The organism is Rhodococcus sp. MurmanLake-1 (genome assembly GCF_056945715.1).
Window position 1 is genome coordinate 18,571 of sequence record NZ_JBWZNF010000021.1, and the last position, 26,650, is coordinate 45,220.

The 26,650-nt window shown below is 60.0% G+C and carries 23 protein-coding genes; 18 read left to right on the forward strand and 5 right to left on the reverse strand.

Translation table 11 applies throughout. The features are described from left to right. Positions 1 to 580: 580 nt before the first annotated feature. Positions 581 to 1,423, reverse strand: a complete 843-nt coding sequence (locus AC2ETI_RS30805) for an alpha/beta fold hydrolase (RefSeq protein ID WP_029256873.1) — start codon at positions 1,421 to 1,423, stop codon at positions 581 to 583. Positions 1,424 to 1,516: 93 nt separating this feature from the next. On the opposite strand from AC2ETI_RS30805, the gene AC2ETI_RS30810 reads away from it, so the two are divergent. The 4 genes from AC2ETI_RS30810 to AC2ETI_RS30825 all read left to right on the forward strand — a co-directional run bounded on the left by AC2ETI_RS30810 (position 1,517) and on the right by AC2ETI_RS30825 (position 4,168). After that, positions 1,517 to 2,080 (forward strand): TetR/AcrR family transcriptional regulator, encoded by a 564-nt coding sequence (locus tag AC2ETI_RS30810; RefSeq protein WP_029256874.1) that lies wholly within the window; start codon positions 1,517 to 1,519, stop codon positions 2,078 to 2,080. Further along, positions 2,077 to 2,268: a hypothetical protein gene (locus AC2ETI_RS30815; RefSeq protein WP_029256875.1), complete on the forward strand. Its 192-nt coding sequence runs from the start codon at positions 2,077 to 2,079 to the stop codon at positions 2,266 to 2,268. Before AC2ETI_RS30810 ends, AC2ETI_RS30815 begins: the two co-directional genes overlap by 4 nt. Positions 2,269 to 2,301: 33 nt before the next feature. After that, the gene (locus AC2ETI_RS30820) at positions 2,302 to 3,117 is read left to right on the forward strand and encodes an adenylate/guanylate cyclase domain-containing protein (RefSeq protein ID WP_029256876.1); all 816 of its coding nucleotides are present in this window, start codon (positions 2,302 to 2,304) and stop codon (positions 3,115 to 3,117) included. Between the two features lie 760 nt (positions 3,118 to 3,877). Further along, on the forward strand, positions 3,878 to 4,168 hold the full coding sequence (locus AC2ETI_RS30825) for a hypothetical protein (RefSeq protein WP_029256877.1): 291 nt from the start codon (positions 3,878 to 3,880) through the stop codon (positions 4,166 to 4,168). Between the two features lie 531 nt (positions 4,169 to 4,699). Here AC2ETI_RS30825 and AC2ETI_RS30830 read toward each other — a convergent pair. After that, positions 4,700 to 4,966, reverse strand: coding sequence for a hypothetical protein (locus AC2ETI_RS30830; protein WP_029256879.1), 267 nt, complete (start codon positions 4,964 to 4,966; stop codon positions 4,700 to 4,702). A 52-nt stretch (positions 4,967 to 5,018) separates the two neighbouring features. Here AC2ETI_RS30830 and AC2ETI_RS30835 point away from each other — a divergent pair, with 52 nt between their 5' ends. The 14 genes from AC2ETI_RS30835 (at position 5,019) to AC2ETI_RS30900 (ending at position 23,798) form a co-directional block, all read left to right on the forward strand. Then, positions 5,019 to 5,282: a hypothetical protein gene (locus tag AC2ETI_RS30835; RefSeq protein WP_144440156.1), complete on the forward strand. Its 264-nt coding sequence runs from the start codon at positions 5,019 to 5,021 to the stop codon at positions 5,280 to 5,282. 637 nt (positions 5,283 to 5,919) lie between these two features. Then, positions 5,920 to 6,867, forward strand: a complete 948-nt coding sequence (locus AC2ETI_RS30840) for a phospholipase D family protein (protein WP_029256881.1) — start codon at positions 5,920 to 5,922, stop codon at positions 6,865 to 6,867. 721 nt (positions 6,868 to 7,588) lie between these two features. Beyond that, on the forward strand, positions 7,589 to 7,846 hold the full coding sequence (locus AC2ETI_RS30845) for a hypothetical protein (protein WP_029256882.1): 258 nt from the start codon (positions 7,589 to 7,591) through the stop codon (positions 7,844 to 7,846). Between the two features lie 4,275 nt (positions 7,847 to 12,121). Then, positions 12,122 to 12,904 carry a ParA family protein gene (locus AC2ETI_RS30850; RefSeq protein ID WP_029256883.1) on the forward strand — a complete coding sequence of 261 codons (783 nt, stop codon included), beginning with the start codon at positions 12,122 to 12,124 and terminating at the stop codon, positions 12,902 to 12,904. Next, a complete protein-coding gene (locus tag AC2ETI_RS30855) occupies positions 12,901 to 13,215 on the forward strand; it encodes a hypothetical protein (RefSeq protein WP_029256884.1) in 315 nt (104 codons plus the stop codon). The genes AC2ETI_RS30850 and AC2ETI_RS30855 overlap by 4 nt, the downstream gene beginning before the upstream one ends. A gap of 623 nt (positions 13,216 to 13,838) precedes the next feature. Beyond that, positions 13,839 to 14,813, forward strand: coding sequence for a DUF2637 domain-containing protein (locus tag AC2ETI_RS30860; RefSeq protein ID WP_029256885.1), 975 nt, complete (start codon positions 13,839 to 13,841; stop codon positions 14,811 to 14,813). 106 nt (positions 14,814 to 14,919) lie between these two features. Continuing rightward, complete coding sequence (locus tag AC2ETI_RS30865; RefSeq protein ID WP_244891533.1) at positions 14,920 to 15,546, forward strand: TetR/AcrR family transcriptional regulator; 627 nt, start codon at positions 14,920 to 14,922, stop codon at positions 15,544 to 15,546. A 457-nt stretch (positions 15,547 to 16,003) separates the two neighbouring features. Next, a complete protein-coding gene (locus AC2ETI_RS30870) occupies positions 16,004 to 16,240 on the forward strand; it encodes a hypothetical protein (RefSeq protein WP_029256888.1) in 237 nt (78 codons plus the stop codon). Beyond that, entirely contained in the window at positions 16,240 to 16,539 is a 300-nt protein-coding gene (locus AC2ETI_RS30875) for a type II toxin-antitoxin system PemK/MazF family toxin (protein WP_029256889.1), read from the forward strand. Before AC2ETI_RS30870 ends, AC2ETI_RS30875 begins: the two co-directional genes overlap by 1 nt. Before the next feature lie 28 nt (positions 16,540 to 16,567). Then, a complete protein-coding gene (locus AC2ETI_RS30880; RefSeq protein WP_483634867.1) occupies positions 16,568 to 18,415 on the forward strand; it encodes a hypothetical protein in 1,848 nt (615 codons plus the stop codon). Continuing rightward, complete coding sequence (locus tag AC2ETI_RS30885) at positions 18,415 to 19,212, forward strand: hypothetical protein (protein ID WP_483634868.1); 798 nt, start codon at positions 18,415 to 18,417, stop codon at positions 19,210 to 19,212. Before AC2ETI_RS30880 ends, AC2ETI_RS30885 begins: the two co-directional genes overlap by 1 nt. A 279-nt stretch (positions 19,213 to 19,491) precedes the next feature. Continuing rightward, positions 19,492 to 19,896, forward strand: a complete 405-nt coding sequence (locus AC2ETI_RS30890) for a hypothetical protein (RefSeq protein WP_483634869.1) — start codon at positions 19,492 to 19,494, stop codon at positions 19,894 to 19,896. A gap of 765 nt (positions 19,897 to 20,661) precedes the next feature. Beyond that, the gene (locus AC2ETI_RS30895; RefSeq protein ID WP_483634870.1) at positions 20,662 to 22,653 is read left to right on the forward strand and encodes a cutinase family protein; all 1,992 of its coding nucleotides are present in this window, start codon (positions 20,662 to 20,664) and stop codon (positions 22,651 to 22,653) included. Positions 22,654 to 23,165: 512 nt separating this feature from the next. Beyond that, the gene (locus tag AC2ETI_RS30900; RefSeq protein ID WP_483634871.1) at positions 23,166 to 23,798 is read left to right on the forward strand and encodes a TetR family transcriptional regulator; all 633 of its coding nucleotides are present in this window, start codon (positions 23,166 to 23,168) and stop codon (positions 23,796 to 23,798) included. 428 nt (positions 23,799 to 24,226) lie between these two features. On the opposite strand, the gene AC2ETI_RS30905 is transcribed toward AC2ETI_RS30900, so the two are convergent. The 3 genes from AC2ETI_RS30905 to AC2ETI_RS30915 form a co-directional block, all read right to left on the reverse strand. Beyond that, positions 24,227 to 24,622, reverse strand: coding sequence for a helix-turn-helix domain-containing protein (locus AC2ETI_RS30905; protein WP_483634872.1), 396 nt, complete (start codon positions 24,620 to 24,622; stop codon positions 24,227 to 24,229). Positions 24,623 to 25,054: 432 nt separating this feature from the next. Continuing rightward, positions 25,055 to 25,831, reverse strand: coding sequence for a SigB/SigF/SigG family RNA polymerase sigma factor (locus AC2ETI_RS30910; RefSeq protein WP_483634873.1), 777 nt, complete (start codon positions 25,829 to 25,831; stop codon positions 25,055 to 25,057). After that, positions 25,828 to 26,259 (reverse strand): ATP-binding protein, encoded by a 432-nt coding sequence (locus AC2ETI_RS30915; protein ID WP_483634874.1) that lies wholly within the window; start codon positions 26,257 to 26,259, stop codon positions 25,828 to 25,830. The genes AC2ETI_RS30910 and AC2ETI_RS30915 overlap by 4 nt, the downstream gene beginning before the upstream one ends. Between the last annotated feature and the right edge of the window lie 391 nt (positions 26,260 to 26,650).

Genomic DNA, 26,650 nt, shown 5'->3' on the forward strand with positions numbered 1-26,650 from the left:
AACCGGTGAAACCGATGTAACACAACATATTCCACTTCAAGAATCGGCAAACCTGTCAATGTCGCAGGAGCTGCGGCATTCCCCTGCCACGCAGCCGGTACGTACTTCGCCAGCACTGCCATCCCGGTGGCCTGAGGTCCACTCCCAACTCGAGACCGTACTCAGACGGAAGGTCCACGCCTTGCCTTCGGCTCAGTTCAAGCGTTCTCGCAAACGGAAGTTAGGGAGGTTCGTCGGCGCCGAGGTGCGAGCCCCGACGCCGAAGAACTCTGGGTGCTCGTTGCTGCACTACCCTCTTTCGGCCGACCCAACCCCGGGCTGTAGGACGGCCGCCAGGTGGTCGACTGTGCGACCTCCCAAAATTGTGTCGAGTGTTCCCATGCCGCATCTGCAGCGAGCCCGAACATGCTTGCCGCCAATTCGACGACGCCCTCGGAAATCCCGATGTCCACCAGCGGTCTTCGAGGTATGCAACACATGCAGAAGTAGTCTCGACCATTCTCGGTCCAGCGCTGGATCGTCCATGTCCGAAAGTGTGGGTCACTTCGTTCAGCGGCTCACAGAAGCAGCTCTGATTCGACTACATCGCCAGGAATGCCGTCAAGGCGGTGTTGACCTCCTCGGCGTGCGTCCAGAGCAGACCGTGCGGTGCGCCGTCTACCTCGACGTAGTCAGCTTCGGGTACTGCTTGGTGGAATCGTCGGGCAGTCGCGTCGATGGGGAGGATATTGTCCTTCGTACCGTGCAGGATGAGCGTCGGCTTTCCTGCAGCGCGGACGGCCTCGACGTCGCCGCGGAAGTCCTCGAGCCACGCGGGAACGACCGCGTAGGCGGCCACCGGGGCGCTGGTGACCGCGAGGTTCCAGTTGGCTGTCACCACCTCCTGGCTGATGCGGGCACCCAGGTTTTCATCGAGGTTGTAGAAATCCCGGTAGAACTGCGTGAACCAGGCGTAACGATCTCCCTTCGCGGCGGCGGTGATGCCGTCGAAGACGTCCTGCGGGACGCCTTCGGGGTTGTCGTCGCGCTGCACGAGGAACGGCTCGAGCGAGGCGAGGAAGGCGAGCTTCGCGACACGCTCATGCCCGTAGCGGGCGATGTAGCGGGCGAGCTCTCCTGTTCCCATCGAGAAGCCGACGAGTACGACGTCGTGCAGTTCGAGCGTTTCGAGCACCGTGTTGAGGTCGGCGGCGAACGTGTCGTAGTTGTAACCGGTGTTCACCTTCGACGACTGTCCGAAACCGCGGCGATCGTAGGTGATTACCCGATATCCCTGAGCCAGGAGTTCGCGAGTCTGGCGCTCCCAGCTGTGGCCGTCGAGCGGGTAGCCGTGAATCAGAACGACCGGCTGTCCCTCGCCCTGATCCTCGTAGTAGAGCTCGACGGGGGTGCTGTTCTCGTTGCCGACGGTGACGAATCCCATGTTGGTTCCCTTCGAAAGTGGCGAGAACGATCGTTCTCGCCAGTGTTTTCGACATTAGAGAACGGACGTTCTCAAGTCAAGTAGAATTGCGTCATGGACAATCGAGAGGCGAACGAGCGCATCCTCGCCGCCGCCGAGAAGCTCTACTACCGCAAGGGATTTGCCGCGGTCGGCATGGACGAGCTACGGACCGCGGCCGATGTGTCGCTACGGCGGCTGTATGGCCTGTACCCGTCCAAGACCGACATCGTCACGGCGGTGCTGGCACGCAAACACACCGAATGGGAACACGGCCTGACGCAGGCTGTCGCGGCGGCCGGCAACGACGTCCGCGAGCGACTCCTCACTGTCTACGGCTACCTCGAAGACTGGTTCTGCAGCGACGGGTTTCGCGGCTGCGCTTTCATCAACGCTTTCGGCGAACTAGGGGGCACGAACCCGGCCATCGCGCAAATTATTCGGGAGCACAAGGCCGCTTTCCAGAGCTATATGAACGGACTCGTTGCCGACATCGGAGGCTCAGAACTGCTGGCAGCGCAGCTGTCGATACTCGCGGAGGGAGCGCAAACCACAGCTGCCATCTCCGCCGATCCGCGCGTGGCCACACAAGCACGCGCTGCAGCCGAAGTACTGATCGGCGCCGCACTCGCACGATGACCGTCAGCGGCGCGCTGTCACTGGCAGGTGATGCGGTCGGCGCCGATGGTAACCAGCAAATCGAGCCCCCGTGGGCCTACGACATGATCGATGACGACCTTCGCACACACTGGCGCCGACAAACACCACCAACACCCGTCATCGCCAGCAGGGCCGGCGCGTTCCCGAAAAATCTCGAACGAAATTGACACTGTCCGAAAGTCAAGGGACAAAATAGGCGTGTGACCACGTGGATAATTACAGCCGGAGTCGAACTCGCCGTGATCGTTGTGCTCGGCATCCTCCTCCTCATCTCGACCAAGAGGCTGAAAGACACACGAAACGCACTCCAACGAGCACGCCGCAACTCTGACCGTCCCCGACGTCGACGCGGAATTGCCCCGCGCGCCATCGAAACCGCATTCCACACAGCGGACTCACTGCTCAACAAAGGACTCGGCGCCACCGTGCGCAACTCCATCGAAGACCTCGCCGGCTGGGCCAGAATCGAACGCCCCGACCTCGCACGCATGACCGCCGACGGCCACATCGTCATCGCGTTCTCCGACATCGAAGGATCCACAGCCCGCAACGAAGAACTCGGCGATCGGCAATGGCTCAAACTACTTGAACGACACAACAAGCTCATCACCACACACGCCGAAACTCACGGCGGCCACATCGTGAAAAACCAAGGTGACGGCTTCATGATCGCATTCACCGACCCCGCCCAAGCCATACGATGCGGGCTACGCATCCAACACGCCCTCAGCGATAACCCCGAACGATGGAACCAGATCCGGATACGCATAGGCATCCACCAAGGCACATCCGTACGACGAGGCGACGACCTCTTCGGACTCAACGTAGCCATGGCCGCCCGAGTTGCCGGCCAAGCCCACGGAGGCGAAATCCTCGTCAGCGAATCCGTCCGCGACGCAACCATCCACATCGACGACATCACCCTCGGACCACCACGCACCCTCCAACTCAAAGGCATCACCGGCACTCATCCCCTGTATCCCGTCCAGAAACCTACGGAAAGCTCACTCTCATAATCGAACTGACCCAACCGTCCGACCCCGACTTCACCGGCACCGACACCGACACCGACACCGACACCGACGAGATTCATCTCGCACGCGCAGAACAGCGCTACATGTCACCTCGATCCGCGCGGACTCGACAGTTTTGGTCAGCCGACTTCACCCAAATTCGGTACCCGCCATGCGCACTCGCACACGGACGAACTCGAGCAGTTGTGCGCGCGCCGGGGGCGTCCCGCCCACTCGGACGGCGCATGCGGAGGCTGTCGACCCAGGGAGCAAGGTATCGCGCAGCCAGCGCACGCAAACCTCGTTTACGCCTTCCGCGCACGCGCACGAACTAGCCGCAGCGGTCTACCGCGTCATGCCCCCACTTACCCATGCGCCAACCGTCAGAAACACAGGCAGTCTCAACAACATTGAGGTGAACGATCAACTACGAGTCCTATCCCGTAAATATGAAAGCTGCCGCTACCGAACTTCCTTTGCACCGGGCGCCACCGACCGACTTTCCGCTGCGAGCAGTTATCTACCGGAGCGCACTCGACGGGCATAGGGCGCGCTTTTCTGAATCAGATAATCGGTACAAAATATCCAGGCTTGAAAAACACTGCGAAAACAGTTTTGAATCACACTGCGCTTGACGCGTTGATCGAGCCACTCGGACGGAATGAAGTCCAGGACCCGCAGGACTTCAGGCAGCGGTCGAACCGATCGGTGGCGCCCACAATCACTTCCGCCTCCGACATCGCCGCCATCCTCAGTCCTGTGGATGCACAGCATCGTTCATGTTCTCCCCCGCCTGCGCACAGGCCGAAAGCAACTCGACGCGCACAGATCGCATCACCGCGCTGCCTTTGCGCCGCCCTGCCTCCCGCACAGCCCCGACGCCGCGAAACACCTCGCCTGGGAACGCCCCGACGGCGGGCACCGCCGCTCCTCGCGCTATCAACTACGCTCCGTCTCCCGTGCCCGCGAACTGGGCGCAGCCGGTATCGCCTTGCTCCAGCCTGCCGCATCAACGCCGATCTCCGACAACAGCGACAACGAACCAGGCACGTGACCCCAATCGAGGCTCAAGTCACCTTGCCGCTTGCCTCAACCCGTCAAGTGTCACTACTTGGTATCGAACAGAGCAAACCTTCTTTCATACCAATCGTACTGTTTATGGTTGCAGATGCGCGGTCCCGCATGATGTTGGCCTCGCACGGACAGTGGGTCGTCGGCGTTGTGTGCTCGACGCTGACGGCGTTCGACCGCCCCGACTCGATCATGCAGCGTCGGGGCTCCGAGCGCCCCCTTTGCAGACAAGAAGGCGGGCAACGAGGTCGCTGGCGCCAGTTCGACGACCCACGAGCGGGCGGGATGTCTTGTTCTGGTACCGGCAAAAACACTCCGCGGGCATCTCGAGCTCTCTCGCCACAAGTCGCTTCGCCGTGGCCCGAAATCCCCAGCCTTCCCGCATCTGCTCGACCACCCACAAGTCCACGCCCGGCACCCGGACGGCCACGCTACAGATCGTTTCTCGATTCGAAACCCAGAATCTACTGTGCGAGTTGGGTTGCGGATGGTAAGCGACGTGCAGGATCGAGGGTCAGCGGGCAGTCGGGAGTTCGACGGCACCATTTTCGAGGAGAACGCGTGCGTCGATCATCTGACCGCCCCGTTCGACGTAACCCATCAGGTTCGCTCCGGACCCCCAGCCGAGAAGTCGCTGTACCTCTTCGGAAAGATCAAGCAGTTTTTCACTCGGGATTGACAGGTATTGGTTCTCTTCCTGATGTAAACAGGCAAGGTCGAATGCCATCGTCAAGCCGGTCCGTGGCGCTTCGGACGAGTTGTTACCGCCACCGTGGTGCATTTGCACTATGGTGATCGGCGCCGCTGGCCCACTGCCTTCTATCTATAACGCAGTGTCAACTCTGGTCGTCTATTTCTGGGTGAGCCTATACGTCGTCATCAGCATCGGCGCCGTGATGCTCCTTTTCCGTGAGCGCGCAGCCACCGCCGTGACAATCGCAGCACTGATCGCCGGTGCCGTCGCAACCTCATGGATCTATCTCAACGGAATCTTCTTCCCCGCACCGTCTCCAATCAGTGCCATGTCCTACGTTGCGCTCGCAACCATCACGCCGGCCACTATCGCCTTCTACCTGATGGCGCCTAAGCCACGCTGACGCCTCCCAGCCGCCACCTCACGTGAGCTCGAAACTAGAGACCACCCAAGAACGGCAGGCGAGCCCCAACTTCAAGCCAGCAAACCGGCTTCCCGACGCAACGCATGGGTTCACCAACTCGTGAAGACCACACCACCCAATCTGCACTTGAACCTTGAGAAGCTCTCTGCACGTTCCTTTTTCGAGCACCATCGCGAGTCGACTCGATCCGCCGGCGATCTTCATCAGTCACCGTGTATCCACACGGTGAAGCGTCAACGATCTCAGGCCACTCGTCTCCTCCGTGCGTGGGCCCCACGATCCACCACACCCACCCTCACCTCGGCGGGATCGCTTACGGCGGAGAGTTTCCGGTGAACTGCGCAGGGCGCTGTTCGAACGGGCGGCAGACGCTTTCCCCCGCACATCCAGCCCTATTACTGCCACTGTCCCGTATCGGATTCGCACGCCGAATCGACAGCGCTGCAGTACCACTGGAAAATCACGTCGTCTGGCCCGGCGGGGGTGATCGCCACACCGTTCTTCTACCTCCACGACAGATACCCGGGCGATGCTTTGCTTCGGAGGTGACGCAGAACAACAGCAGCTTCACTCAGGCGCCAGAAACCGGGCTCGATTCGCGCTACCGTTCTAGATTATGGGGACCAGCTTCCACGGACCGAACCCGTGGCCACATATCACTCGCGCGATCCGCACGCGAGGCCCGCGCTATGCCGCCGTCCCCTTTCTGGGACACCTGGCGCCTGAACTACTTCCACTTCGCAGTGGAGACCTTCTGGTCGTCAATGCTTCTACCGCGGCGGTCCGTGCCCACGCCACTTCACCTGTCGTTCTTTCGCACTACCTCAGCAAGGGCGTTCGCATCCTCTCGTCGTCAGCACTGCACGCCAAGGTCATCGTGACGAACCAACGAGCTGTAATCGGCTCGGCGAATGCTTCTGAAAACTCTTTATTCACCCATGAAGCAGTCATCATTTCCGATGACCCTCAAGTGGTCGCCGACAGTCGCGCATTCATCAACAATATCGACGAAACCACCGCGGTGGACCAGATATTCATCGAGAACGCTGAACGTGAATGGGCAATCGGGCGAGCCGTACCCATCCCCGGCATCACAGGACGAACGCAGGTCCTCGACAACGACTTTCTTCCAACTCCGACCAACAGAATATTCATCAGGCAAGACAGCGAACGCGAGAACCATCCTCACATACGCACCACAGCTGTGAAAAAGCCTTCAAGGAAGGAGCTTTCGGTTGATCCGACTGCGAGATACCGACTCGAAACGCTCACTATCGAAAAGCCACGCAGCATTGCACGCGGGGACGTAATCATCCGCATCTCCATGGATAACGAATTGCTACTGCCACCCGCTGTCGTGATATCCAATCAGGAAAGAATACCCCTCTCCCCCAGGCAATTTCACTGCTTTCTCCTCGTTTGCAACGATCTAGTGCCGCTTCCTGTCGCAGACGTCGAAAAGCGTCTCGCCGACGTTGGGCATCCCAGCGCGCAACTGAGGTCTAACCACTATGTTCGCTCGCCCAGCCTTCGGGCCGAACTCTTGGCGGTGTGGAGCCATTGACCCTGGGGAACAATTGACGAAACGCACAGCACCCCTTCGGACGCAGGAGCACTTCGCTCCCGATATGTCGATCCGAACATTGCACTAGCGGAAGTCGCAGAACACGCGACTCTGCCGCTCCACCTGTCGAACGAAATCCATTGCGTAACTGCGATGAAGAGTGTCAACCGTGACATCGCACGCAGATGAACCCCGCCCCAACCGAAGTCCCGTCACGACTCGCCCGCGAACACAGAATGTCAAGTTCTCCTTCGAGAGGCATGTTCGGCGAGAGGTCATCTCAAGGTTGCTTTCCGGATCTCTCCGACGCTCCTCTCACACGTCCAAGGTTTACGGGCCACTCTCCGCGTCACACGACAGTGCACTGCAGAAGCAGTAGCCCACGCGTGGGCTGCCCAACCGCTCCCCCACGTTCAAACACACATGATTGCACCCGGCATTTCACAGCATGAGAGCTAAGCATCTCTCCATCCGCTCCTCGAGTTTCGAACCGGCTCCGACACGAGATCATCGAACGAACAAGCGCCGACCCACCCAGGATCCGCCTTCGGCGAAGCCCTAGAAACACCCCGTCGAGCTCGTCGCTGGACTGGCCGGCCTCGACCTGTGACGCGGGCCGCCGCAAAATCCCACAGAACTCCATGGCAACATCAACCACACGCGACACACCGAACAAGCGCGCCTACCCGTATCAGTTACAGATTGGTTCTAGTCTTTCCTCATGGCACAGCACAACAAGGGACCTCGCGGACACATCGCGACTCGTGCTCCCCTCAAGCAGCACAAGGTGTACGAGGATCGGGCCGCCGAACTCGGAATCCCTGCTGGGGACTACTCCGTGCTCATACTGGCCATCACACACGGACTGGACATACCGGACTACATCAGCGACAAGCTGCATCCGGAGCAGCTAAGACTTCTCGAAGTCGAAGCGGCCGGATCGTTGCGTCGCATCGAGCAGCTTGCGGTCGGCGCATGAACTATCCCTAGACAGCGAACAACCCCCAGGGCTTGGCGGCATCGGGGGCTGTCCGTTTATGCGGTTGTGGAAGCTTCCCAGCTTCCTGACCACCACTAACCCAGTGAAGGAAGAGGCGGTGACCACCACTACCTCGAAAGGAAGAGGCGGTGCTTACTCGATGATATCGCAGAAACGCAATTCCGCCATACCCGCGGACGTGTTCTCGGTGTCATTTCTGGCACGTCCAGATCACATTTCAGCTTTCGCGATGCCAGGATCACACTTCTGCGTCCCGAATGTCCCATCCGAGCAGGCCAGCACCGTACCCATAGCGGTACCGATGTGCGGCCGCCGGGTCGAACAGACCTCTCGAACGACCGCGGCCGCGACGCGCGTACAGCGGATCCGCAGATGGGGAGGGCGCCCCTAGCCGGCAGCGAGAGAAGTACCCCGATACCTAACTAAACAGCGCAGACCTCTTGAAAAGTACAAAGGCCCCCGAAGGGGGTGATTGGGAGCGGACCGCATCGCGGCGAAATAGGACTGGCAGGTCCTTGACGTCGAGTGAGAACTGGCAGGTTCTCCGACATCTGTTCTCGAACATTCTCGAGAGGTGAGCTTTGAAAGTTGGCGCTTTCTCTGCTCGTACTGCATCCCCTGGAAGGGACTTACCTATGGCAGGTATGTCTCAGGGTAGCGCATACCCTGAATACACCCCAACTCATTCCATATCATCAACCGTCGGCGTGTCGCGCATCGGCACACGATCTCCTGTCCTTCAGTCGACAGAAGTCGACGAATGGCAAGCAGCAGTCGACGGCGCTCTCGCACGTGTGGCTCGTATCGAAGCCGCTGCACGACAACTCAACGAGCGCACTGACCAGCGTGGACGCTCTTGGTCCCTACCCGTCGAACCAAAGGAACAAGCACGCGTTCCGGTCTGGACGTCACGCAGGGAATGGCTCCGCCAGTTCCGGCACCACACCACCACTCCGGCCGGCAAGGCATTGTGCGCGCGCAACCTGATCAGGCCCGACAAGGCTTACGTCGTGGCACAAGCTCACGCACATTTCGCCGAATCCCACACAGGACGCGGGGTCTGCGCAGCAAAATCAACAATCGCTGCCCGGGCCAAAGTCAGCGAATCCTCGGTCAACCGCGCCAGGAGAGTGCTCATCGCTCTTGGAATGGGCATCGAACACGTCCGGGGGCGAAACCTCAGAACCCTGGAATTTCTCGCTGCTGAGGCCCACCACGGGGGTCAACAGCACCGCGCTGCATCGACTTGGTCACTGTCGTCTCCTCGAACAGTCGTAGCAACGACACCACCTCGGAAGGTCGCCAAGACACGGCTGCCTCGTGCCTCTGAAAGGGCTCCCCGCCGTAGGGCTCGGGGCCCTCTGAAGGACGGCATCAACCGAGTCAACCGGCCCCACAGCGGTCGACCAGGGCCGATAGGGGCTGACACCCTATCTAGTGTTGGTTTTTTATCTTCTGAAGTTCTTCCGTTAGGAAGAACTCACCAACGCGTACACGCGCGAACTGAGTCCACACCAAAAAAGCGAAGCACCTCCCGGAGCACACCAAGACCTCTGGCACTTCAAAGGACTGCGGCTGAACTCGTCACCCATGCCCCGGCCCTCAGACCACCCGGACATATCGGGGCGATCTGCGACCTTCTCTGCGATGTCAAAATCGATACGACGCGGTGGACCGGCCGTGACATCGCACTGGCACTCTCCCGAGACACAGCAGACCGGGGATGGATCTGGCCGACGAAATCGAGCCTGAGTTCGCCGTTGGGGTACCTCAGACGAAGGCTCGATGGCATCGACTGGTCCGGAGAATCCCCCAGCGAACAGCGTAAGTCGGCTGACCTGGCGCGAAAGAGGGAACAACAACTACTTGAAAACTCACACGTACACCGCACGAAAATGGCAGCGGACCCGGACCACCGCGCGAAGATTCTCGCCAGCATTCGTGCGCACCTGAGCAAGCTTCAGCGTTGAGCCTGCGCGGTCCAATCCAAGGCTGCAATGCACCTCCAGGACCGTGCGCATGGAGGGCGACGACCGCTGGCGAGAAGGATTGCGCTCGGATACAGCCCCTGGTCTGAATACACATGGGGTAGTTGATCGTGCACTAAGAATCAGGAGGACGGTATTTGGGTCTATGCACTGCTCTCGACCCCTGTTTTCGAAGAACTGTCCCCGCCCAAATTAGTGCATAGTGGCCCCGTCTGGTCGAAAAGTGGGCGTTGGTTCCAGTTCTGTGTCTGGGAAGGTGATCGAACGACTGTCGTCACACAATGTCGACGCGTCCGCAGGCGGGATGGACTGCCGTGCCTCCCGCAATGCTGCGGTGCGGTGCGTCTGACCCCCGCAACTTGATTTTCGCAGGTAGAGGCCCTGTTGCGCGGAAGAAACGCCATGCGATCACTGCATGTGACGCACGCGTTGCGAGGCATTCTGGTCGCGCATGCCATACACGCAATGCGTGCGTTGCAAGGCATGCATGGCACGTAAGGCGCTGCTGTGGCGGGAAACTGTGGGCCACCTTGTGACGTTCATATCCGCCGACACGCCAGAGTAGGCATACTGCATGGGCTCCTTGTAGAGCCCGGATGCATGTCTCCATCGCCACCGCTCCCCCACTCGGTCGAAAGATTGCATGTTTGGGCGTAGTGAACTACCCGCTGCGTGTGATTACCCGCAACGCGAAATTCTGGTCGCACAGCAGCGAAATCGGCCCTGACAGTGCTGATCGTTCCCACCCCGTTCCCTTACCTTGTTTCGTCACTGTGACGTAGGTCGATGCCGGCCGGGATTTGCTTCGATGCCTACGCCTCGACCGAACTTCGGACCCCATTCGGATCTCTGTATGTCGCTTGCCTCGTACCTCCGGATTCACACACTCGACGTGCATTTCGCGCGGAAGTTTCGTTGGGCACGGGCCCGCGGTGCCTGAGATGTTTCGAAAATGTTGTTCGCGAGTCAGATGACAACGTCGCTTGGCAGTGAAATCAGCTGTAGCTGCAATTCTCAATGGGCTTAGGTTTCCCTCCCTCCACCCAAAATGGGGGGATTCAGTGTGGTTGCCCCCTCCCCCCCGCGTGCCGGACTCCACCTTGAGTGCACTCATGCAGTTCATTTGTGTGCTTCTTGCGTCCTCGGTCCTCGGTCCTCGGCGTCCGATGAGATGAAATGTATTTTGGCTTCGAAAGACAGCATGTGCAGCTGTTGGCATGCACGCGCCGGCGGGATGTGTCAGAGAGTTTCTGATGTGGCAGTCCGTTCCCTCCGGCCTCGAAATGGTGGGCCGGGTACGGATGGCTGGATATGCCCCCCTCGCGGCTGCTGAACAATCCATGCTGCCCACACCGAAAATTGTCGAATCTTCCCTGATTTCGGGCCTTGGACCCGTTGGCATCCGAGGAATTTCAGTTCGATTTCCATGACAATCTCACGGCAGCCATCTGCCTCCCGGTTCAATTCGGTGTCTGTGACATTTCGTGGGCAGGGAATGGCGGCAGTCAAGCTGCTCTTGGCCTTCGAACTTTTCCACCAAAGTCTGATATTCGTGGCGGATTATCTTGATTTATTCGATACCCGCAAGCGCTTGACCTGGCATTTTGCGCGTGCATGCACTGCGTGCCATGCACGCAGAGTATGCACAGCGTGCATAACGTGCTCACTATGCAGTGCATGTGGGACATGCTCTGCATGACGTGCATGTAGTTCACGCACATCGTGGGACGCGTTGCATGCACGCAGTGCGTGGTGAGCATGCACTGCGAAGTGTGCGTGCTGTGAGAGCATCGCAACCTGCGCACGCAGGGCAGGCCGTGCAAAGGTTGCGAGGTTTGCAAACGGAGCGATGAATGCGTTGCAAGCGATTCAAGCGTGTATTGCGAGGAATGCAAGAAGAGCGTGTCTAGCGTCGCACGCATGACATGCAGAGCTTGCATGGAGTGCGTTGACCGCACGGTGTGCACGTAACGCAAGGTGTGCATGAAATGCATGACACGCGCAGAGCGCAAGGCGTGAACGGCGTGCAAGACATGCGTGTTATGCTACGCGCGCACGTAATGCACAGTGTGCGTGTCTAGCGGGCAGGGCAGCTAAAGCATGCAATGCATGCGATGCTCAGATCGCGTGTGACGCACAGCCTGCATGCAATCCACGTACAGCGTGGATTGCGCACACGGCAAGCAGTGCACATATTGCATGCAGCGCGTGATCCACGCGCACTGCACGCCTCGCAAGCGTCAATGCTCTCGACGAAAGGTCCGCAATGCAGCCACGCAAAATCGCACTCGGCAACCAGAAGGGTGGCGTAGGCAAGACAGCCTCCACGCTCGGGCTCGCCAGCGCCATCACCGCGGTCGGCGGAAAAGTGCTTGTCGTCGACATGGACCAGCAGGGCAATACAACCGGCGGCCTCGGCGTCACGCTCGAAGAGGGCATGATGACGGCCTACCACCTCATGAACCAGACCAGGGAAGGCATTGCAGCGGAGGCGATCATCGCTACCCCATGGGATGGCGTCGACCTCATTCCCGCGGACGAAGAGCTCGGAAAAATCGAATCGGATGGGTCGAATGACCTGGTGTTTCGGCTAGACGTTGCGTTCGAAGGGCTCGACCTTTCTCCTTACGACGCCGTGCTGTTCGACTGCCCTCCCAATATGGGCAAGGTGCTGTTCGCAGTTCTCATCGCAGCCGATGGCGTTGTCGCCATCACCGAACCCACAATCGACAGCGTCGGTGGCGTTCAGAAGCTCGAAGAGACGATCGACACCGTTCGTAAACGCGCAAATCCCAAGCTGGCGTTCGACAAGATCGTGATCAGTCGTAAACGCTCCACCGGCGAACATGAGTTCCGAGAGAGCGAGTTACGGGAGACCTACGGAGCCCTCGTCGCCAAGACGTCGATCCCGGAACTCGCGGCTCGTCAGGATGCGCATTCGAATCGCACTCCGATTCACCAGTTCAAGGGCGGGAAGGCCCTGACACTGCAACTTGCATACAGCGACTTGCTCGCTGAGTTGCCTATCGTGATCGGAGCGCCGGCATGAGCGTGAAGCGGGAACCTGCCATTCGTAAGACCCACCCGGCTGAACTCATCCCGGAACGTCCGCCCAGGGGAGATGCGACTCCTGTGACACCTGCACCTGCACCATCGTCGCCTTCAGCGGACGTCGGCGGCCGCAAAGATGAGGAGGAGAAGCTGTCGATGACGCACAACACGCGCATCAAACCTTCGACCAAGGATCGCCTCCGGCGCGGTGTCGACAAATTGCGGTACGAGACAGGCGATCGCGAAATCAGCGAGGCGTCGATGACCGAGGCTGCGCTAGACGAATATTTGAAGGCCAGAGGATTGTAGAACGACGCGTGCACGGCATGCACTGCGTGCATGCACTCGAAGGATTGTCCTGATTGTGAATTTCGGTCGAGGGCAAGGGCATCTTGTGCTTCGGCTGGAAGACCTACGCAGCGGCGTTTAGCACGCCCGCCGAATGGTTTTGCGCCCGGGAAGCCTTCCGCGGACTTCAGAATTTCGAGTCGTCAGCCGGCGGGTGCGGGCACACGGCGAACCCGCCCCGGAGTGAGAAAGACCTTGCTGGGGCGTGCAATGCCATGTTTCTTTCATCTGCTGACATTCCGCTCTGGAGCTCTTGAAAGCTATGGCAGCGCAAAGCGGCGAGCAATTTGCGTGAGCAGTCCGCTGCAGTCACGCAAAACCGCAGATCGCCCGACATGCATCTGGAATCAACAGGCGGGCAGTTGGCACGACATCGCCGACGTGCTTCGTGTACCACGCAAAACAACATCAGTCGCTCTCGCATGTGACCGCCACAAATCGCTATGAGCCCACACCGCACGCAAAGCGGGCCAAACACAGGAGTTGCACCACAAGAAATCTTCCGAAAACAAGAGGAGCCCCGCCGGCGGCAACCGGCGAGGCTCCAGACCGAGAACACCCCTTGCAGGAAGGAAAACCCGATCATGGGTGATTTTAGTCTGCGCGCCGCGCGGATCCAGCTTGGAGCTCTGATCGCCGCACTTCTCATCGCGATCTTCATCGCGATCGGGATCACCGCTGGCGCATTTGTCCTCTCCTTCGCAGTCCAGCGGGACCTCGCGCGCCAAGGAACCATCCCCGAAAACCTCGCATGGATCTTTCCCGTCATCGTTGACAGTGCAATCTTCGGATCCACCGTAGCCATCGTCATTCTGAGCAAACTCAAGATGCATCGACGCGACAAGTACTTCTACGTTGCTGTTGCTGTTTCAGTGGTCGCGATCAGCATCCTTGGCAACGCCTACCATGCGTTCCACTCCGCAACAGTTGCGCAACAAGTCGTTGAGGCAGGTCAGAGTATCGGCTACACGCCTCTCGACCCGGCCGTTGCTGCCATGATCGCGGTCATTCCGCCGGTGCTCGTACTCGCCTTCACGCACGGACTGGGAATCCTGATCAAAGCAACGGGTATTGCATATTCCGACTACAAGATCGAGATCGACAATGCTGCTGCAGGTGTGGGTGCGGTCGATACCCAACGCGTCGTCATGCGAAACGAAACAGGTGAAGGCGTCCAGCACTCATTAGGCGTCGTAGAAACGTATGACGCGCCGGAAAGCGCTCCGTATCCGAGCCCCTGCAAACAAACGGAGTCCTCAGTGGACCCGGAGCCGTCGAACGTAGAGGCAGCGGCGCACGCCGAACTCGAATGGTTCATTGCCACATCGGACCTGCCCGACGCTGTCAAGGACACCGCACGACGCAAGCTTGCAGACCCGACTCTCACCTGGGAGATGATCGCCCAGACGTCCAACCCTCCTGTTGCAACATCGACCTCGTGGCGCCGATACGAAAAGTTCGATACCGCGGCCCGAGCAGCTGGCTTCGACAACCCACCGCTTATCGACATGCGAGCCTCCGACACCCAGTTCGCCGACCAACTCGTCACTACAACGTGAGTAGCGCCGCCACCCGCCAACGCAAGGTCTCCGAGCGTCAGGAATCGCGTCATCCTGGAGGGTGGACACAGCAGAGTCCCCACAGATTTCAGGTAAGGAACCCGCATTGATCGACCCAGACGACCGACACCACGTGATCTTTCCACCCGAACCGCACCAGCGACCACGACAACAGCGAGCGCACGACACAAAGGCAAAGATCCTCAAAGCAGCTGCACGCTCCTTCTCGATCGATGGGTACGCCGCCACCGCCATGAACGACATTGTTGCGGAGGCTGCCTCCACGAAAGGAGCCGTGTACTTCCACTTCGACTCCAAGGAAGCCATCGCGCGAGAACTCATCAACCACTGGTTGACCGCGCTCCGCGGAATCCGACAATCAACCGACGAATCAGCAATACCAGCGATCGAGCAATTGGCGGCCTTCTTCAACGGTTCAGCGGCACTGATAGCTGACGATGCCCTGGCCCGAGCCGGCCTCAGGCTCACCACAGAAGCAGGTCTTGATACCGCCCCACCCGCATTCCGCACGTGGGTGGAACTCGTCAGCAGACTCGTCGATACTGCGATAGCAGACGGACAGCTCCCTGCCTCCGCCGCCCAGCGCCTGGCAGTGAATCTATGCGCGGGATTTATCGGCGCAGTCCAAGTTATCCAGGTACTCGGCGACCCTGGAGATTTCACTTCGCGCATCGACGACTTAGTGAACGCGTATTTGATCTCAGATACGTAGTCCGCGCGCTGGCGGGGTCGTGGGTAGGGGAGAGGAACCGGACTCAATCCTCGCGGCGACGTCGCCAACCGTGTACACGGTGTTCCCCTAGATCCTCGACGGCAGCGAGGCAGTCGCGTCGTCGCGAGGGGAGGCAACGTGCCAGACATCGAGAGTCGAATCCCGAAGCGCTTTGTCTCTCAGCGAACATTTCACCGATCCGATCCGATCCGATCCGATCCGATCCGAGCTGCGTCGATGTGAAGCCACGACCATAGACGGGACCGTCACTGAGAATGGAGAACACTAGATTTAGATCGACCCGATGAAGGCAGCGGAAACCGTGTGCGTGGGAAGGTGTGCAGTATCGGGGTCGCTGAGTACTTCATCGACTCTCGCCTCGCGTTGAAATGATCGGGTCCACAACTCGCAGACGAGGGTGGTACCAAAACGAATCCCACTTCGGTACCATTGGCATATGAGCACGCAGATCGCGGTACGACTACCGGACGAGATCGTGGAATTTCTCGATGTCGAAGTCAGGGAACATCGCGCCACCTCGCGCGCCTCGGTAGTGTTGCGCGCTCTCGAACGGGAACGTCGCCGTCAGATTGCCGTACGAGACGCGGAGATCCTCTCGGCCGCAACATCCGAACATGATCTGAGTTCTCTCGCGCACCACGCGGTGAATCGACAGCCAACAGGCTTGACCTGATGCGACCAATTCACGAAGCCAGCCTCGACACAGTCCGGCTGGTCCTCGTACTCACCCGAGAGGTGGTCCGTCCACACCTCGGGACCGTCACGGTAGCGCCCATCACCGATGAGATCCGAGGACTGTCCACTGAGGTGTCCGTCAGTGCCGCGAACGGAATGTCCGCCGACGCGGTGGTCAGTTGCGACCACATCACCACTATTCCCGTCAGTGCACTCGGCAACATCATCGGTTATCTGCTGCCAGCACAAGAAGAATCACTGTCCATAGCCGTGCGCGCCGCATTCGATCTCGAATGAGGACGACAGTGAACGGAAAGGATGAATCATGGCGCTGAAGAAAGGGGAGCAGTTCGCGCTATTCGAGCTCGAAACATCAGAATCCGCTACTCGTTCGGACGAAGTTCCCGAACCAGACCAGCCTTCTTTGTTTGACGTTGACGAAACCGCCTGTCTCGAAACGGATTCCGGCGCTGCGGAGCGCCCCCGAACCGACGACATCGTCGACCCGCCGGATGAGCGCTCGAGCGAAGCGGAACCGGAACCCACCCAGGTGTCCGAACGGGGCGCAACCGAACCGGTCGCCCTTCCTCCCGCCGGCGAGTCAGCAGACGGCCACGCTGTCATTGTCACGGCAGCCGGCACCTACACACCATCGGGCCACACGCTCACCGGCCCAGTAGATTCCATCGAAAAACTCGACAAACTCATCAGATGGGCAACGCTGACGCCTCTGGGCGCGCCGGCACAGATTTGGATAGTTGGAATCGAAGCGTGCGAGATGCTCGGATGGATCATCGACCCGGGCAGCGAAGACGACGTCGACGACATGGAAATCCTGCGCACCCGCGCTGCCGAAGAACTCACCACGATCCTCCACGCCACGCTGACCCCGATGCTGACCGCAGGATGGGAACTGCGCGGAGAACCCGGCCACGTCGTTCACCTCTCCCGCACCACCGGGAACTTCACATCCATGGTCGACATCTTCATCGAACCCTACGTGTGGACCTACTGGAACAAGGACTTCGGATGGGGCAATCGCGTGGGGGATATGGGGATCCTCGGGTCACCGGCCGCCGGAACCTACCTCCCCGACGACGACCTCTCCGCTGCGCAGGAACTGGGACGCCGACTCGCCTGGTGCGCACAACACCTCGGCGTACTACCCGGCCCCACCCCAGCGCGCACCGGCGCCGCGATCGTCGACAAGATCAAACGCGATCGCACCCGCAGCGGTAAAGGAATCGTCGTCACCGCCGGTGGCCCCGTCCCACCGTTGGACGGCGAACCTCGCGGAGATCTCGAGCCTGCGGTCGGGTGGACACGCATCCCGGCCATCGAAGAACTCGAGGGCGCAACACAACTGGTTTCGATAGACCAACGAGCGGCGTACCTCGCTTCCGCCGGCATGCTCGAATTCGGCTACGGAAAACCGCGACATCTTCGTGGCGAGGACGCGCTCGACGCGGCTGGGCAATCGAAAACCCCGTTCGGGCTCTGGCATGTCACCCTCCCACCCGGTGACATGCTGGCGCTGCCACCCGCGCTGCCGTTGCCTCACCCTCACATGATCGCCGACCAACCGGTGCAGACGTGGATCACCACCGTCAGCCTCGATGCACTGCAAACGTCCATCGCAGATGGCGGGATCGGTGCAGAACTCGACGACCTCGACATCGCCGAAGCCTGGGTCTACCCGCAGCAGGGTCGGGCCCTCGACAAGTGGGCGAAAATCCTCCGCGAAGCCCGCACAGTTGCCGTCGACACCGGCGACACAGCAATGAAACGGTTCATCGGCTCCTGCTACAAGGGCTACATCGGTCGAATGGTCAACCCCGACATGTGGACCGCCAAACAAATGCAACACCACCACCAACCGCTCTGGCGGGCAGCGATCATCGCGCACTGCCGCTGGCGAGGTCGCCGCGTCGCGATGCGCATCGCGCGCGAAACCGGGCGTTGGCCGCTGCGCACGGTCACCGACTCCTGGGTCTATCCCCTGCCCGCGGGTATCGACATCGCCGATGACAGTGACGCACTCGGGAAGATGACTCTGGAAAAGTGTGCCCCGCTCACCGGCGACATCGCCGTCATGCTGACCGATGCCCGCGACACCCATGAGATCAACCTCGCACTCAAAGCTGCGTTCACCGAAGATGAAGGAAACATATAGTGGCTCTGCATCTTCCGAAACCGCGATCAACCAAACCCGCACAGAAGACCGTCGGGTTGGACGGGCTCAACGTATCCGTCTCGACAGCAGCAACCAGCGGTGTCGAAAAATCGAAATCGGTCAAAAGTGGGGGATTGGCCGGACTCACCAGCAAAGTTTCGGTTCGCCAGATTCGTACCGAAATCGGCAAAGAAGGCCTCCGGCAAGCAGCTGTCGATGCGGGACGAAAGCCTCCGTCTGATCGAACGCTGCGGCGCTGGGTCCAGCACGGACGAATCCCCCACCCCGACGTCACCGAACGCGCCCGGCGGCGAGCCGCCATCGAACGCCTCGGCGGAATCGATGCTGTCGCACAGAAGATCGGCCGTTCGCGATCAGCGGTCTCTCGCTACCGCTCCGGCGAAACCAACGAACTGCGCGCGGATGCGAAAAAGAAACTCACGAACGTCAAAGCTCGCGACATCATGGACCGCGCCGGCGTCCTGCGACCCGACGGGCAACCGAAGAAGGCCACCATCCGAGTGCGCGGGGGAGTGTCCGTCCGCAACGGCTCCGAGGAGGGCTACGACTACCGAGTGCGTACCCTCGACTTCGCGAACTCCGAGAGCCCCTTCAGTGTCGACGAAACACGGGAACTCGCCATGGCTTTGGCAGGCGACGATCATGCCCGGGTCGTTGCCATCCTCGAACGTCACGCCACGATGGACTACCCCGAAAACAAAGGCTTCGACCAGTACGGCGACAGCTTCGGTTTCCACTTCGATTCCATCGAATCCGTACACATCGACTGGACCTAGAGATCGCCCCGCCTTCGGTGCGCCGACGGCCGGGGATTCCGTCGCAGACCCTCGGACCGGACACCAAACCTCGATGCTCAGCCGCTGTTGATGCATACCAGTCGCGATCCGACCTGTTGTGCAGCTTGTCGACAACACTGGCACATGATCCCAACGCAATCGGCCAGCAGGCTGTTGACCAATTGCGTCCCGCACGCAAATGGCGATTTCGCTGCCTACAGACGGGTTCATGGCTCTCGCGCAGAGGAACGATCGAACCGCTCGACCCTGGCCCGGCGCATGCGATTCACGGTCCCTCGTTGCTCAGATGCTCGCGATATCCGGTTGGAAGTCCGTCCGATATTCCCGCCCGAGCTGGGGCGCTGTGGTGACTACCGCGAGGGGTTCGTCGTCGTACTGCACGTGGTCGTGGTCCCGATCGAGTTGGCGGTTGCTCGAGTCGCAGACCGTGTTGTCGAGAGTGGGCATTCGGTGCCGGAGGAGAAGATCCGCGAGCGGTTCGAGAGGCTTTGGCTATTGGTTGTCGATGCGATTGATCGGTCCGATCATGCGCCCGTCTACGACAACACTGCCCCGGATGTCACACGGATCGTTGCCCGGTTCGTCGACGGCGACCCGGTCGGTGCCATTGACTGGCCTGCATGGGCGCCGGCCGAGCTTTTACGCACATCCAAGTCCATTTGAGCGGTGTATTGCCGCACTGTCGGTTGGGCATACCCGACTCGACACCCATGGCAAGTGTGGCGAGGTCCAGACATATGGGGGTTCTGTAGGACACAACGATCAAACAACGCCATGAAAGCGGAAGTTCGGGTGCCATTCTCCGGTTGCTCGTCCCCGCGGTCGACATTCAGGATTGGCGCTTCGCCGACAAGGAACGACGGCAGCGTTGTTTGTGGGTTCGAGTGTCTCGCGTGTTCGTCAATGATGAAATCGGTTGCAGTATAACGTGTTAAGAGAGTCATCCAAGTTGTCAGGTGATCGATCTGAAATCGTCACACCCTGCGTGCCGGACGCGTTTGTTGGTTCCGTCGTCGGGTTAAGGATGTTTGTAGGTCTTAGATATTGCGTCAGACAAACCTATGAGGACTCCGCGAGTTCGGTGAGTTCGAAGTGCGGATGCTGACGAGAAACGACGCACGAGCGTATCGATCGTTGTTGTCACCGCACCGTAGCGTAGCTCGATGACCTCGACGATTTCTCGGCGTTTGCCTGCAGGCTAAGGGTGCCGTTCGGCGAACCCTTGTGTCTCCAACGTGAGGACGATCATGTTTGCGGAGGACGCATCGATGCTGACCAGGCCACCTCGACGACTAGTTCTTCACAAGGCGGGTTGATCGATATCACTCCGTCACGCACTGTATGCCACCTACCTGAGGTTGGGCGCTACTGGCTGTTCAGCAGCGCCCACCAGCAGGCACATCGCATTCCCGGCTAGACGAGGTGTTCATGCTGCTCCCACGTTCACACATTCACCGCGCGGTCAGCCTGGTGGTGGCGGCGTCAGTTGCCGGAGGCTCGATCGCATCGTCCGCGTCGGCCATTGCTTTCGCCCAGCCGCCCGGTTGCTCGGCGACCTTCAACCTATTCATTCCCGGAACTTGGGAAACCGCTGAAGGTGCCAATCCGTCCATTCCGGTCGGGACGCTCAAACCGATCGCCAACAGCCTCGTAGACCAACACGGCAGCGCCGCACTCATCTACACGTTGCCATACATGGCCCGAGCTTTCGACAACGGAAAAACATACGCAGACAGCAAATCTGATGGTCTGATCAAGGCGAAGGACGTTCTCTCCGAGATCGCAGCGAAGTGCTCCGATACAAAGTTCACCATCACCGGCTATTCCCAGGGCGCCGACATCGCAGGTGATCTCGCTTCCGAGATCGGCAACGACTCCGGCCCTGTCAAGGCAGAGCAAGTCCTCGCAGTCGGTCTCCTCGCCGATCCCGGTTCCGGAACTGAGGGCGAAGCAATTATAGGACCGAAGCCGTCAGGGCAAGGGATCGCTGATCCGCGACCGCAGGGCATGGGAAAGCTCTCGGGGCGCGTCGCGTCGATCTGCGCCCCGAATGACCTCTACTGCTCGATCCAAAAAGGTTCGAGCCCATTACTCGGGTCGCTGGGCTCGGTGCTTTCCAAAGCCCCGAGCGCTGGAGGTGATGGCCGGGTCGACGGTAATTCGCAGTTGGCCACCGCTCTGACGTCAAATTTTTCCCAAGCTGATCTTCCCGGCCTCGCCACGGCCACTGGCAACCTCACCAGCGAACTGTCGAAGCCCGAGGGCTCCATCGACCTCAGGCAAATAGCCACTAGCGCGACAACTCTGGCGAACACCATCAGCCCGCTCGCCGAATTACTCCGCTCCGGCGCCGCCAATCCTGCTGCGAACGGACAGCTCGATGCAGCTCCCGCTGGGACAGCGGAAAATAATGCCGGCCAGGTACTGGACAAGGCCGGCCAATCGGATCTCAGCAGTGCGTTCTCGACAGCGACCTCGATTGCCGAGACCGCAAACAAGCTTGCCGGAAAGGGCGCGCCGACGCTGCCGGCGGCATCACCGGAGCTAACCTCGCTCTCGGCTGCCGTCGGAACGCTCGACAGCCAGATCGCGCCGCTCGCAGCGACACCCAGCGATGTCCTGGGATCTGCCTCCGGAGTCCTCTCTGTTCTCAAGCCCACAGTGGTAGTCAACCAAGTCCTCAATGTCGCCACCGGAGTCAGCTCACTGGATATGCCAGCGATCCTGGCCAACCTGAACCTTCTCCCACAGAAGGTAGCCGCACTCGACGCGCAGGGCGCCCACAAGGTCGCCGGGGACCTCAACAACCAGCTCTCCCCGCTGGTGAGGATGGCCGCAAGTGTCGATCTGAAATGGGTCTCGCAGGTTCTGTCGGTAATCCCGGACCCGTCCGGCTACTCGCAGGTCGCCGCCCTGGCCACGTCGATCCTGGGAGGCGTCGACATCATCAAGCTCGCCAACCTCGTTGGTCAAGTGCAGGAAATCGCCTGGGCTGCAGTCGAAAAGCTGCTACCACCTCGTGGACAACCATCCGATCCGCTCGGAGCCGGAGCAGCCATGACCGGCCTCGTCCCGGTCGGACTCGAACTCGCCTCCGTCGCGGTCCACATGCTCTCCGGAAAAGCCACGAAGACAGACCCGGCTCTGCTCGGCAAGCAGTCCTCGCCAGCCGCGACCACCATCACCACGCAGGCGCAGAATCTGGATCTTTCAACACTGGCTGGTTCATTGACCACGATGGCCAGTCCGCAAGGCGCCAACGACCTTGCCTCCCTGCTAGGGGAGGGGCTCGACGCAGCGTCCTTCCTTGCATCGGGAGCACACCAGAACTACAACTCCCTCGTCGTCGACAACGCCGGGCGCAATGCAATCCAATGGATTTCCGACTGGCTCAACCTGCAGATCAGTCGTGCGGAATGAACCGACACCGCGACCAGAGGCAGAGCTTTCCACCCGATGATGGGAGAGCACTGCGAACACCGGGACCACCCGTCGTCAGCCGTGAGACCGGAGCCATCAGAGGTCACCATCGAGAAAAAGGACCGACCGTCTCTTCATTCCGAGCACCAGACACGGGGCGACGGTAAACCTCGCAAGAGAAAAGCTGAAAGGCAACACTTGGACCGTCCTCAGGAGGGCCATCAACGTACTGGGCCGGCGTCAGTTACGGCGTACGGGGGTGACACGTGGACAGTGTCATCGACAGTTGGGGGAGTCGTCGGCGATCAGATTCGTCGTTCGCGCGGTGTTCGCCGGCGTAGAAACATTGTCAAAAGGGCCGAGAAATTGCAGACTGCGAAAGTTCGGAACGAATGGCTGCTGCTCCTGTCGCGTCTCACCCACAGCACAACGACGGTAGTTCGCCTGGCATTCTTGGCCTTGTGCATCACATCAAGTGACCGGACGACAGCGATGCGAAGGAAAATGCGACCATGAGTGATCTTGTCCGCCCCCACGCTGGGCGACCTCTGGGTAGCAAGAACAGTGCAATGCAGGCGCGTGCAGTGCGAACACGAGAGTCGATCCTCGCGGTTGCAGCACAGTGTTTCGACGTCGGCGGGTACGGCAATACGAGCATCAACGCAATCCTCGATGTGGGAAATTTCGCCAAAGGTGCCTTTTACTACCACTTTCCAACAAAGGAATCCATCGCTCAGCAAATCGTCACGACGTGGGGCCTCTTCGTCGAGCAATCCGTCCGTGAGGCAACGACCGCCCGGAGCGACCGCCCGGCCGTCGACCAACTGACAGCACTGTTCATCGCCCTCGCTGGTCGGGTTGCGGTAGACACCGGCCTGCGAGCCGGCATGAAACTGACCCTTGAGTCATCCGTCGACGGTGCGGCGGCGTTTGGGCACTGGGTGGGCGCCGTAAGCGGTATTGTCGAGACCGCTTCAGCTGCAGGCGAGCTCACCGACACTCCCACTACCCGCAGGCTGGCATGGAACTTGTGTGCCAGCACTGTCGGAGTGGCTCATGCCGCTGCGACTCTGGCCGAAGATGTCGATCTCACCGTCCGTATCAACGATATGGTCACAGCGCACCTGCGCAGCGTACGCACCTGATCGCACGCCGTGTCGTAAGTGTCAGAATGGCAGGGCGGCAACGTAATTCGAGGTATTGCTGTCGTGTGGGTGCGATGATCAGGCTAAGCAGACGGTGCTCCGAGCGCGTTGTGTCGGCTGGGTCGCCGTTGTCGAGCCCGGTGGGCAGTACCGGAATCTACCGGGACTGCCTCCGGCATTGGAATAGCGACCGTTGGGGGCAGGAGATGACGAGTGAAGGTTGTGCTTGTGAGCGTAATGCAGTTCGGCGACGCTGGAGTGTGCTGCGGTGAGTTGGTCTTCGAGGGTGGTGATGCGGGCCGGAGTCGTCGAATGGTGTTCCGGTGTCGAAGATTTCGCGTGCGGGTGCGGGCGACGATACGGAGTCGTCGGCGGGTGTTGCTGCGATGCCGGCAGTCGGAGCGGTACCGAGTGAGGAGATTCGGTTCTCAACGCAAGTTGTTCAAGTGATTTTCGAACTGAACCAGAATGTCCATCGAGGCGGGGGTCAAGCCATGGGCAGTACGAAGGAGGCGTCGCACGACCGGATCGGCGACGGAGTCGATCAGTTTCAGGTCCTGAGTGAGAGTGCTCTGGGGATCGCGTTCAAATGGTGCATCGTAAAAATGGGACAGTGGAACATCGAAATACCTGGCAAGCGCCTGTACGTACCGATCTGCGGGTCGAGTTCGGACACCGTTGCGGAGCTGCGATAGATAAGGTGCGGAAAGCGTGCATCCCTGTTCGGCGAGTGCTTGAGCCACCATCATGTTGGTCGTACGGTGTCGCGACTGGGCGAACAGGGAATTGAGTTGCTCGGCGAAGGCCCGATTTTCCCCTGACATACGACGTCACCACTTCCTTACGCTGAGTTAGCCCAATGATAGCTCTTGGCTGTCGGGGATGCGCGACGTGTTACATCCCGGCTGTGGCGGGTGATCTCGACTTCGTCGAACGATCGACGGTAAGGCTAGCGAGCTACTACATGTTCGCCTGTCGATTTTTCCGGTATTAACCGAGCGCACGAAGAGGATTGAGTGCTCGGGCCTGCCGCGCTGCCGGGGGCCATGGGATGCTGGTTCGTGCAATCGCGCTTTGTGCCCGGCAATGATGAGTGCTCGTTGGGCGACAACGATTTCGGTAGGTCGAGCGTCGTGATTGGCGCGGCGGCAGCGAGGCGCTGAGGGGCGGGAACGTGCGACATAGCTGCAAGATTTCCGCGCTGAACCGAACCGGGAATTACGCTCGCAGATGTTCAGTCAGATGATCGCAGCTCGTTATGTGATCAACGGACCGAGTTCGCTTCGCAAAGAGTTCAAAGATTGGGCCAGCAACCGTGAGACGTGCATTTGAGAGAGTCCAACCTTTTCGGCGATCTCCGCTTGGGTGAGTTCACCGAAGAACCGGTAGAGCAGAATCGTGCGTTCTCGTTCGGGTAGCGCAAGCAGGGCCGGGCGAAGTGTTTCGTGGTTGTCCACGTTGGCTAACGCGTCGTCAAAGTCACCCAGCGTGTCTCCCAGTGACACGCCATCTTGAGAAGTTGCCCCGTCCAGAGATGTCGAATGGTACGAGTCGCCCGCGGCGACGATGTGCCCCACCTCGCCAGGATCGACGCCGATCTCCGCGGCGAGCTCTGGCACAGTGGGCTCGCGTCCGAGACTTTGAGTCAGTGACGATCGGGCCTTCTTCAACGCCAAATAGTTTTCCTGCATCGAACGTGGAACGCGCAGGTCCCAGCCTTTGTCGCGGAAGTGCCTGCGGACTTCGCCCATCATCGTCGGTACAGCGAACGAGAGAAAGTCCCGTCCCTTCTCGAGATTGAACCGGTCGGTGGCGTTGACCAAACCCACCCGCGCAACCTGAACGAGATCTTCATGCGGTTGCCCGCGGCCTCGATATCGTCCCGCAATGTTGTCGGCGATCGGAAGACACGTTTCGATAATGTCAGCTCGAATGCGTTCTCGGCCCGGCGCGTCGTCGGGAAGCGCCGCCATTTCGACGAACAGCTCGGTCACGTTCGCATAAGCGTCGTCGCCGCGAGGGGACGGGGTCATGAGCCCGCCGGCAATGCCTTGGTCAGAATAATCGTCACGGTCCAGGTCTCATCTCCAACGGCCGGAAACTGTTCGAGAGTGACCTCGTCGACCAACGTCTGAATGACGATCCACCCGAACGAAGTAGTGCTGAAATTAATCGAGGCCGACGCGGTCACTGTCAACTTTAGATGCAAATTGGCCAGACCATCAAGGTCGAAAGTACATGTCAGCGCGCTATGAGGCACAGCATGGCCAATAAGGGTAGTGGCGGCTTCGTCAACGGCGAGTACAAGGTCTGTGAGCGCGTCGACCGAGATGGCGTAGTGCGCGGCGGCAGTGCGCACAAGTGCACGCAAAGGCGGAAGTTGTTCAGCGGACGCCGCAACAGATAGCGAGGTGGACGGCGCAGCGGTCGGCGAATGCATCGCCTGCTCGGATGAGGTCACGTGAGCGTGCTCCTGTGTAGAACGAAAATTCGTGGTGTGTGACGAGCGGTCGATTGAAAGTGTCGAATGTTATCTCCATTCTCTATCAAAACGAACCTCAAACATTCTCGATGTGCAGCGGGATGACTCGGGCGTCGCCAGGGAGGAGAAGACGCGTGCAGCCGCCGGGCAAACGAAACACGGCCGCGGGACCTATCGGGTCAGACAACCAGGGAGAGAGAACGGCCGACGCGCGTTGCGACGCGGCATACCATCGTGGCGAACAACTCTGGACTCACCGGCGGACGAAGACTGCGGGGGTGAAGAGTCGGGGTGCGAACGAGCCGCAGCACAGTGTGGGTTGTGCAGCCATCGCACTCCTGCGGTTAGAGGATTCGTGAGCGGGGTAGGG

What these genes read in the sequence shown, in the direction of transcription:
- AC2ETI_RS30805 (WP_029256873.1), bottom strand. Translation starts at nt 1,423, where the DNA reads ATGGGATTCGTCACCGTCGGCAACGAGAACAGCACCCCCGTCGAGCTC.
- AC2ETI_RS30810 (WP_029256874.1), top strand. Translation starts at nt 1,517, where the DNA reads ATGGACAATCGAGAGGCGAACGAGCGCATCCTCGCCGCCGCCGAGAAG.
- AC2ETI_RS30815 (WP_029256875.1), top strand. Translation starts at nt 2,077, where the DNA reads ATGACCGTCAGCGGCGCGCTGTCACTGGCAGGTGATGCGGTCGGCGCC.
- AC2ETI_RS30825 (WP_029256877.1), top strand. Translation starts at nt 3,878, where the DNA reads ATGCACAGCATCGTTCATGTTCTCCCCCGCCTGCGCACAGGCCGAAAG.
- AC2ETI_RS30830 (WP_029256879.1), bottom strand. Translation starts at nt 4,966, where the DNA reads ATGCACCACGGTGGCGGTAACAACTCGTCCGAAGCGCCACGGACCGGC.
- AC2ETI_RS30840 (WP_029256881.1), top strand. Translation starts at nt 5,920, where the DNA reads ATGGGGACCAGCTTCCACGGACCGAACCCGTGGCCACATATCACTCGC.
- AC2ETI_RS30845 (WP_029256882.1), top strand. Translation starts at nt 7,589, where the DNA reads ATGGCACAGCACAACAAGGGACCTCGCGGACACATCGCGACTCGTGCT.
- AC2ETI_RS30850 (WP_029256883.1), top strand. Translation starts at nt 12,122, where the DNA reads ATGCAGCCACGCAAAATCGCACTCGGCAACCAGAAGGGTGGCGTAGGC.
- AC2ETI_RS30855 (WP_029256884.1), top strand. Translation starts at nt 12,901, where the DNA reads ATGAGCGTGAAGCGGGAACCTGCCATTCGTAAGACCCACCCGGCTGAA.
- AC2ETI_RS30860 (WP_029256885.1), top strand. Translation starts at nt 13,839, where the DNA reads ATGGGTGATTTTAGTCTGCGCGCCGCGCGGATCCAGCTTGGAGCTCTG.
- AC2ETI_RS30870 (WP_029256888.1), top strand. Translation starts at nt 16,004, where the DNA reads ATGAGCACGCAGATCGCGGTACGACTACCGGACGAGATCGTGGAATTT.
- AC2ETI_RS30875 (WP_029256889.1), top strand. Translation starts at nt 16,240, where the DNA reads ATGCGACCAATTCACGAAGCCAGCCTCGACACAGTCCGGCTGGTCCTC.
- AC2ETI_RS30880 (WP_483634867.1), top strand. Translation starts at nt 16,568, where the DNA reads ATGGCGCTGAAGAAAGGGGAGCAGTTCGCGCTATTCGAGCTCGAAACA.
- AC2ETI_RS30890 (WP_483634869.1), top strand. Translation starts at nt 19,492, where the DNA reads ATGCGATTCACGGTCCCTCGTTGCTCAGATGCTCGCGATATCCGGTTG.
- AC2ETI_RS30895 (WP_483634870.1), top strand. Translation starts at nt 20,662, where the DNA reads ATGCTGCTCCCACGTTCACACATTCACCGCGCGGTCAGCCTGGTGGTG.
- AC2ETI_RS30900 (WP_483634871.1), top strand. Translation starts at nt 23,166, where the DNA reads ATGAGTGATCTTGTCCGCCCCCACGCTGGGCGACCTCTGGGTAGCAAG.
- AC2ETI_RS30905 (WP_483634872.1), bottom strand. Translation starts at nt 24,622, where the DNA reads ATGTCAGGGGAAAATCGGGCCTTCGCCGAGCAACTCAATTCCCTGTTC.
- AC2ETI_RS30910 (WP_483634873.1), bottom strand. Translation starts at nt 25,831, where the DNA reads ATGACCCCGTCCCCTCGCGGCGACGACGCTTATGCGAACGTGACCGAG.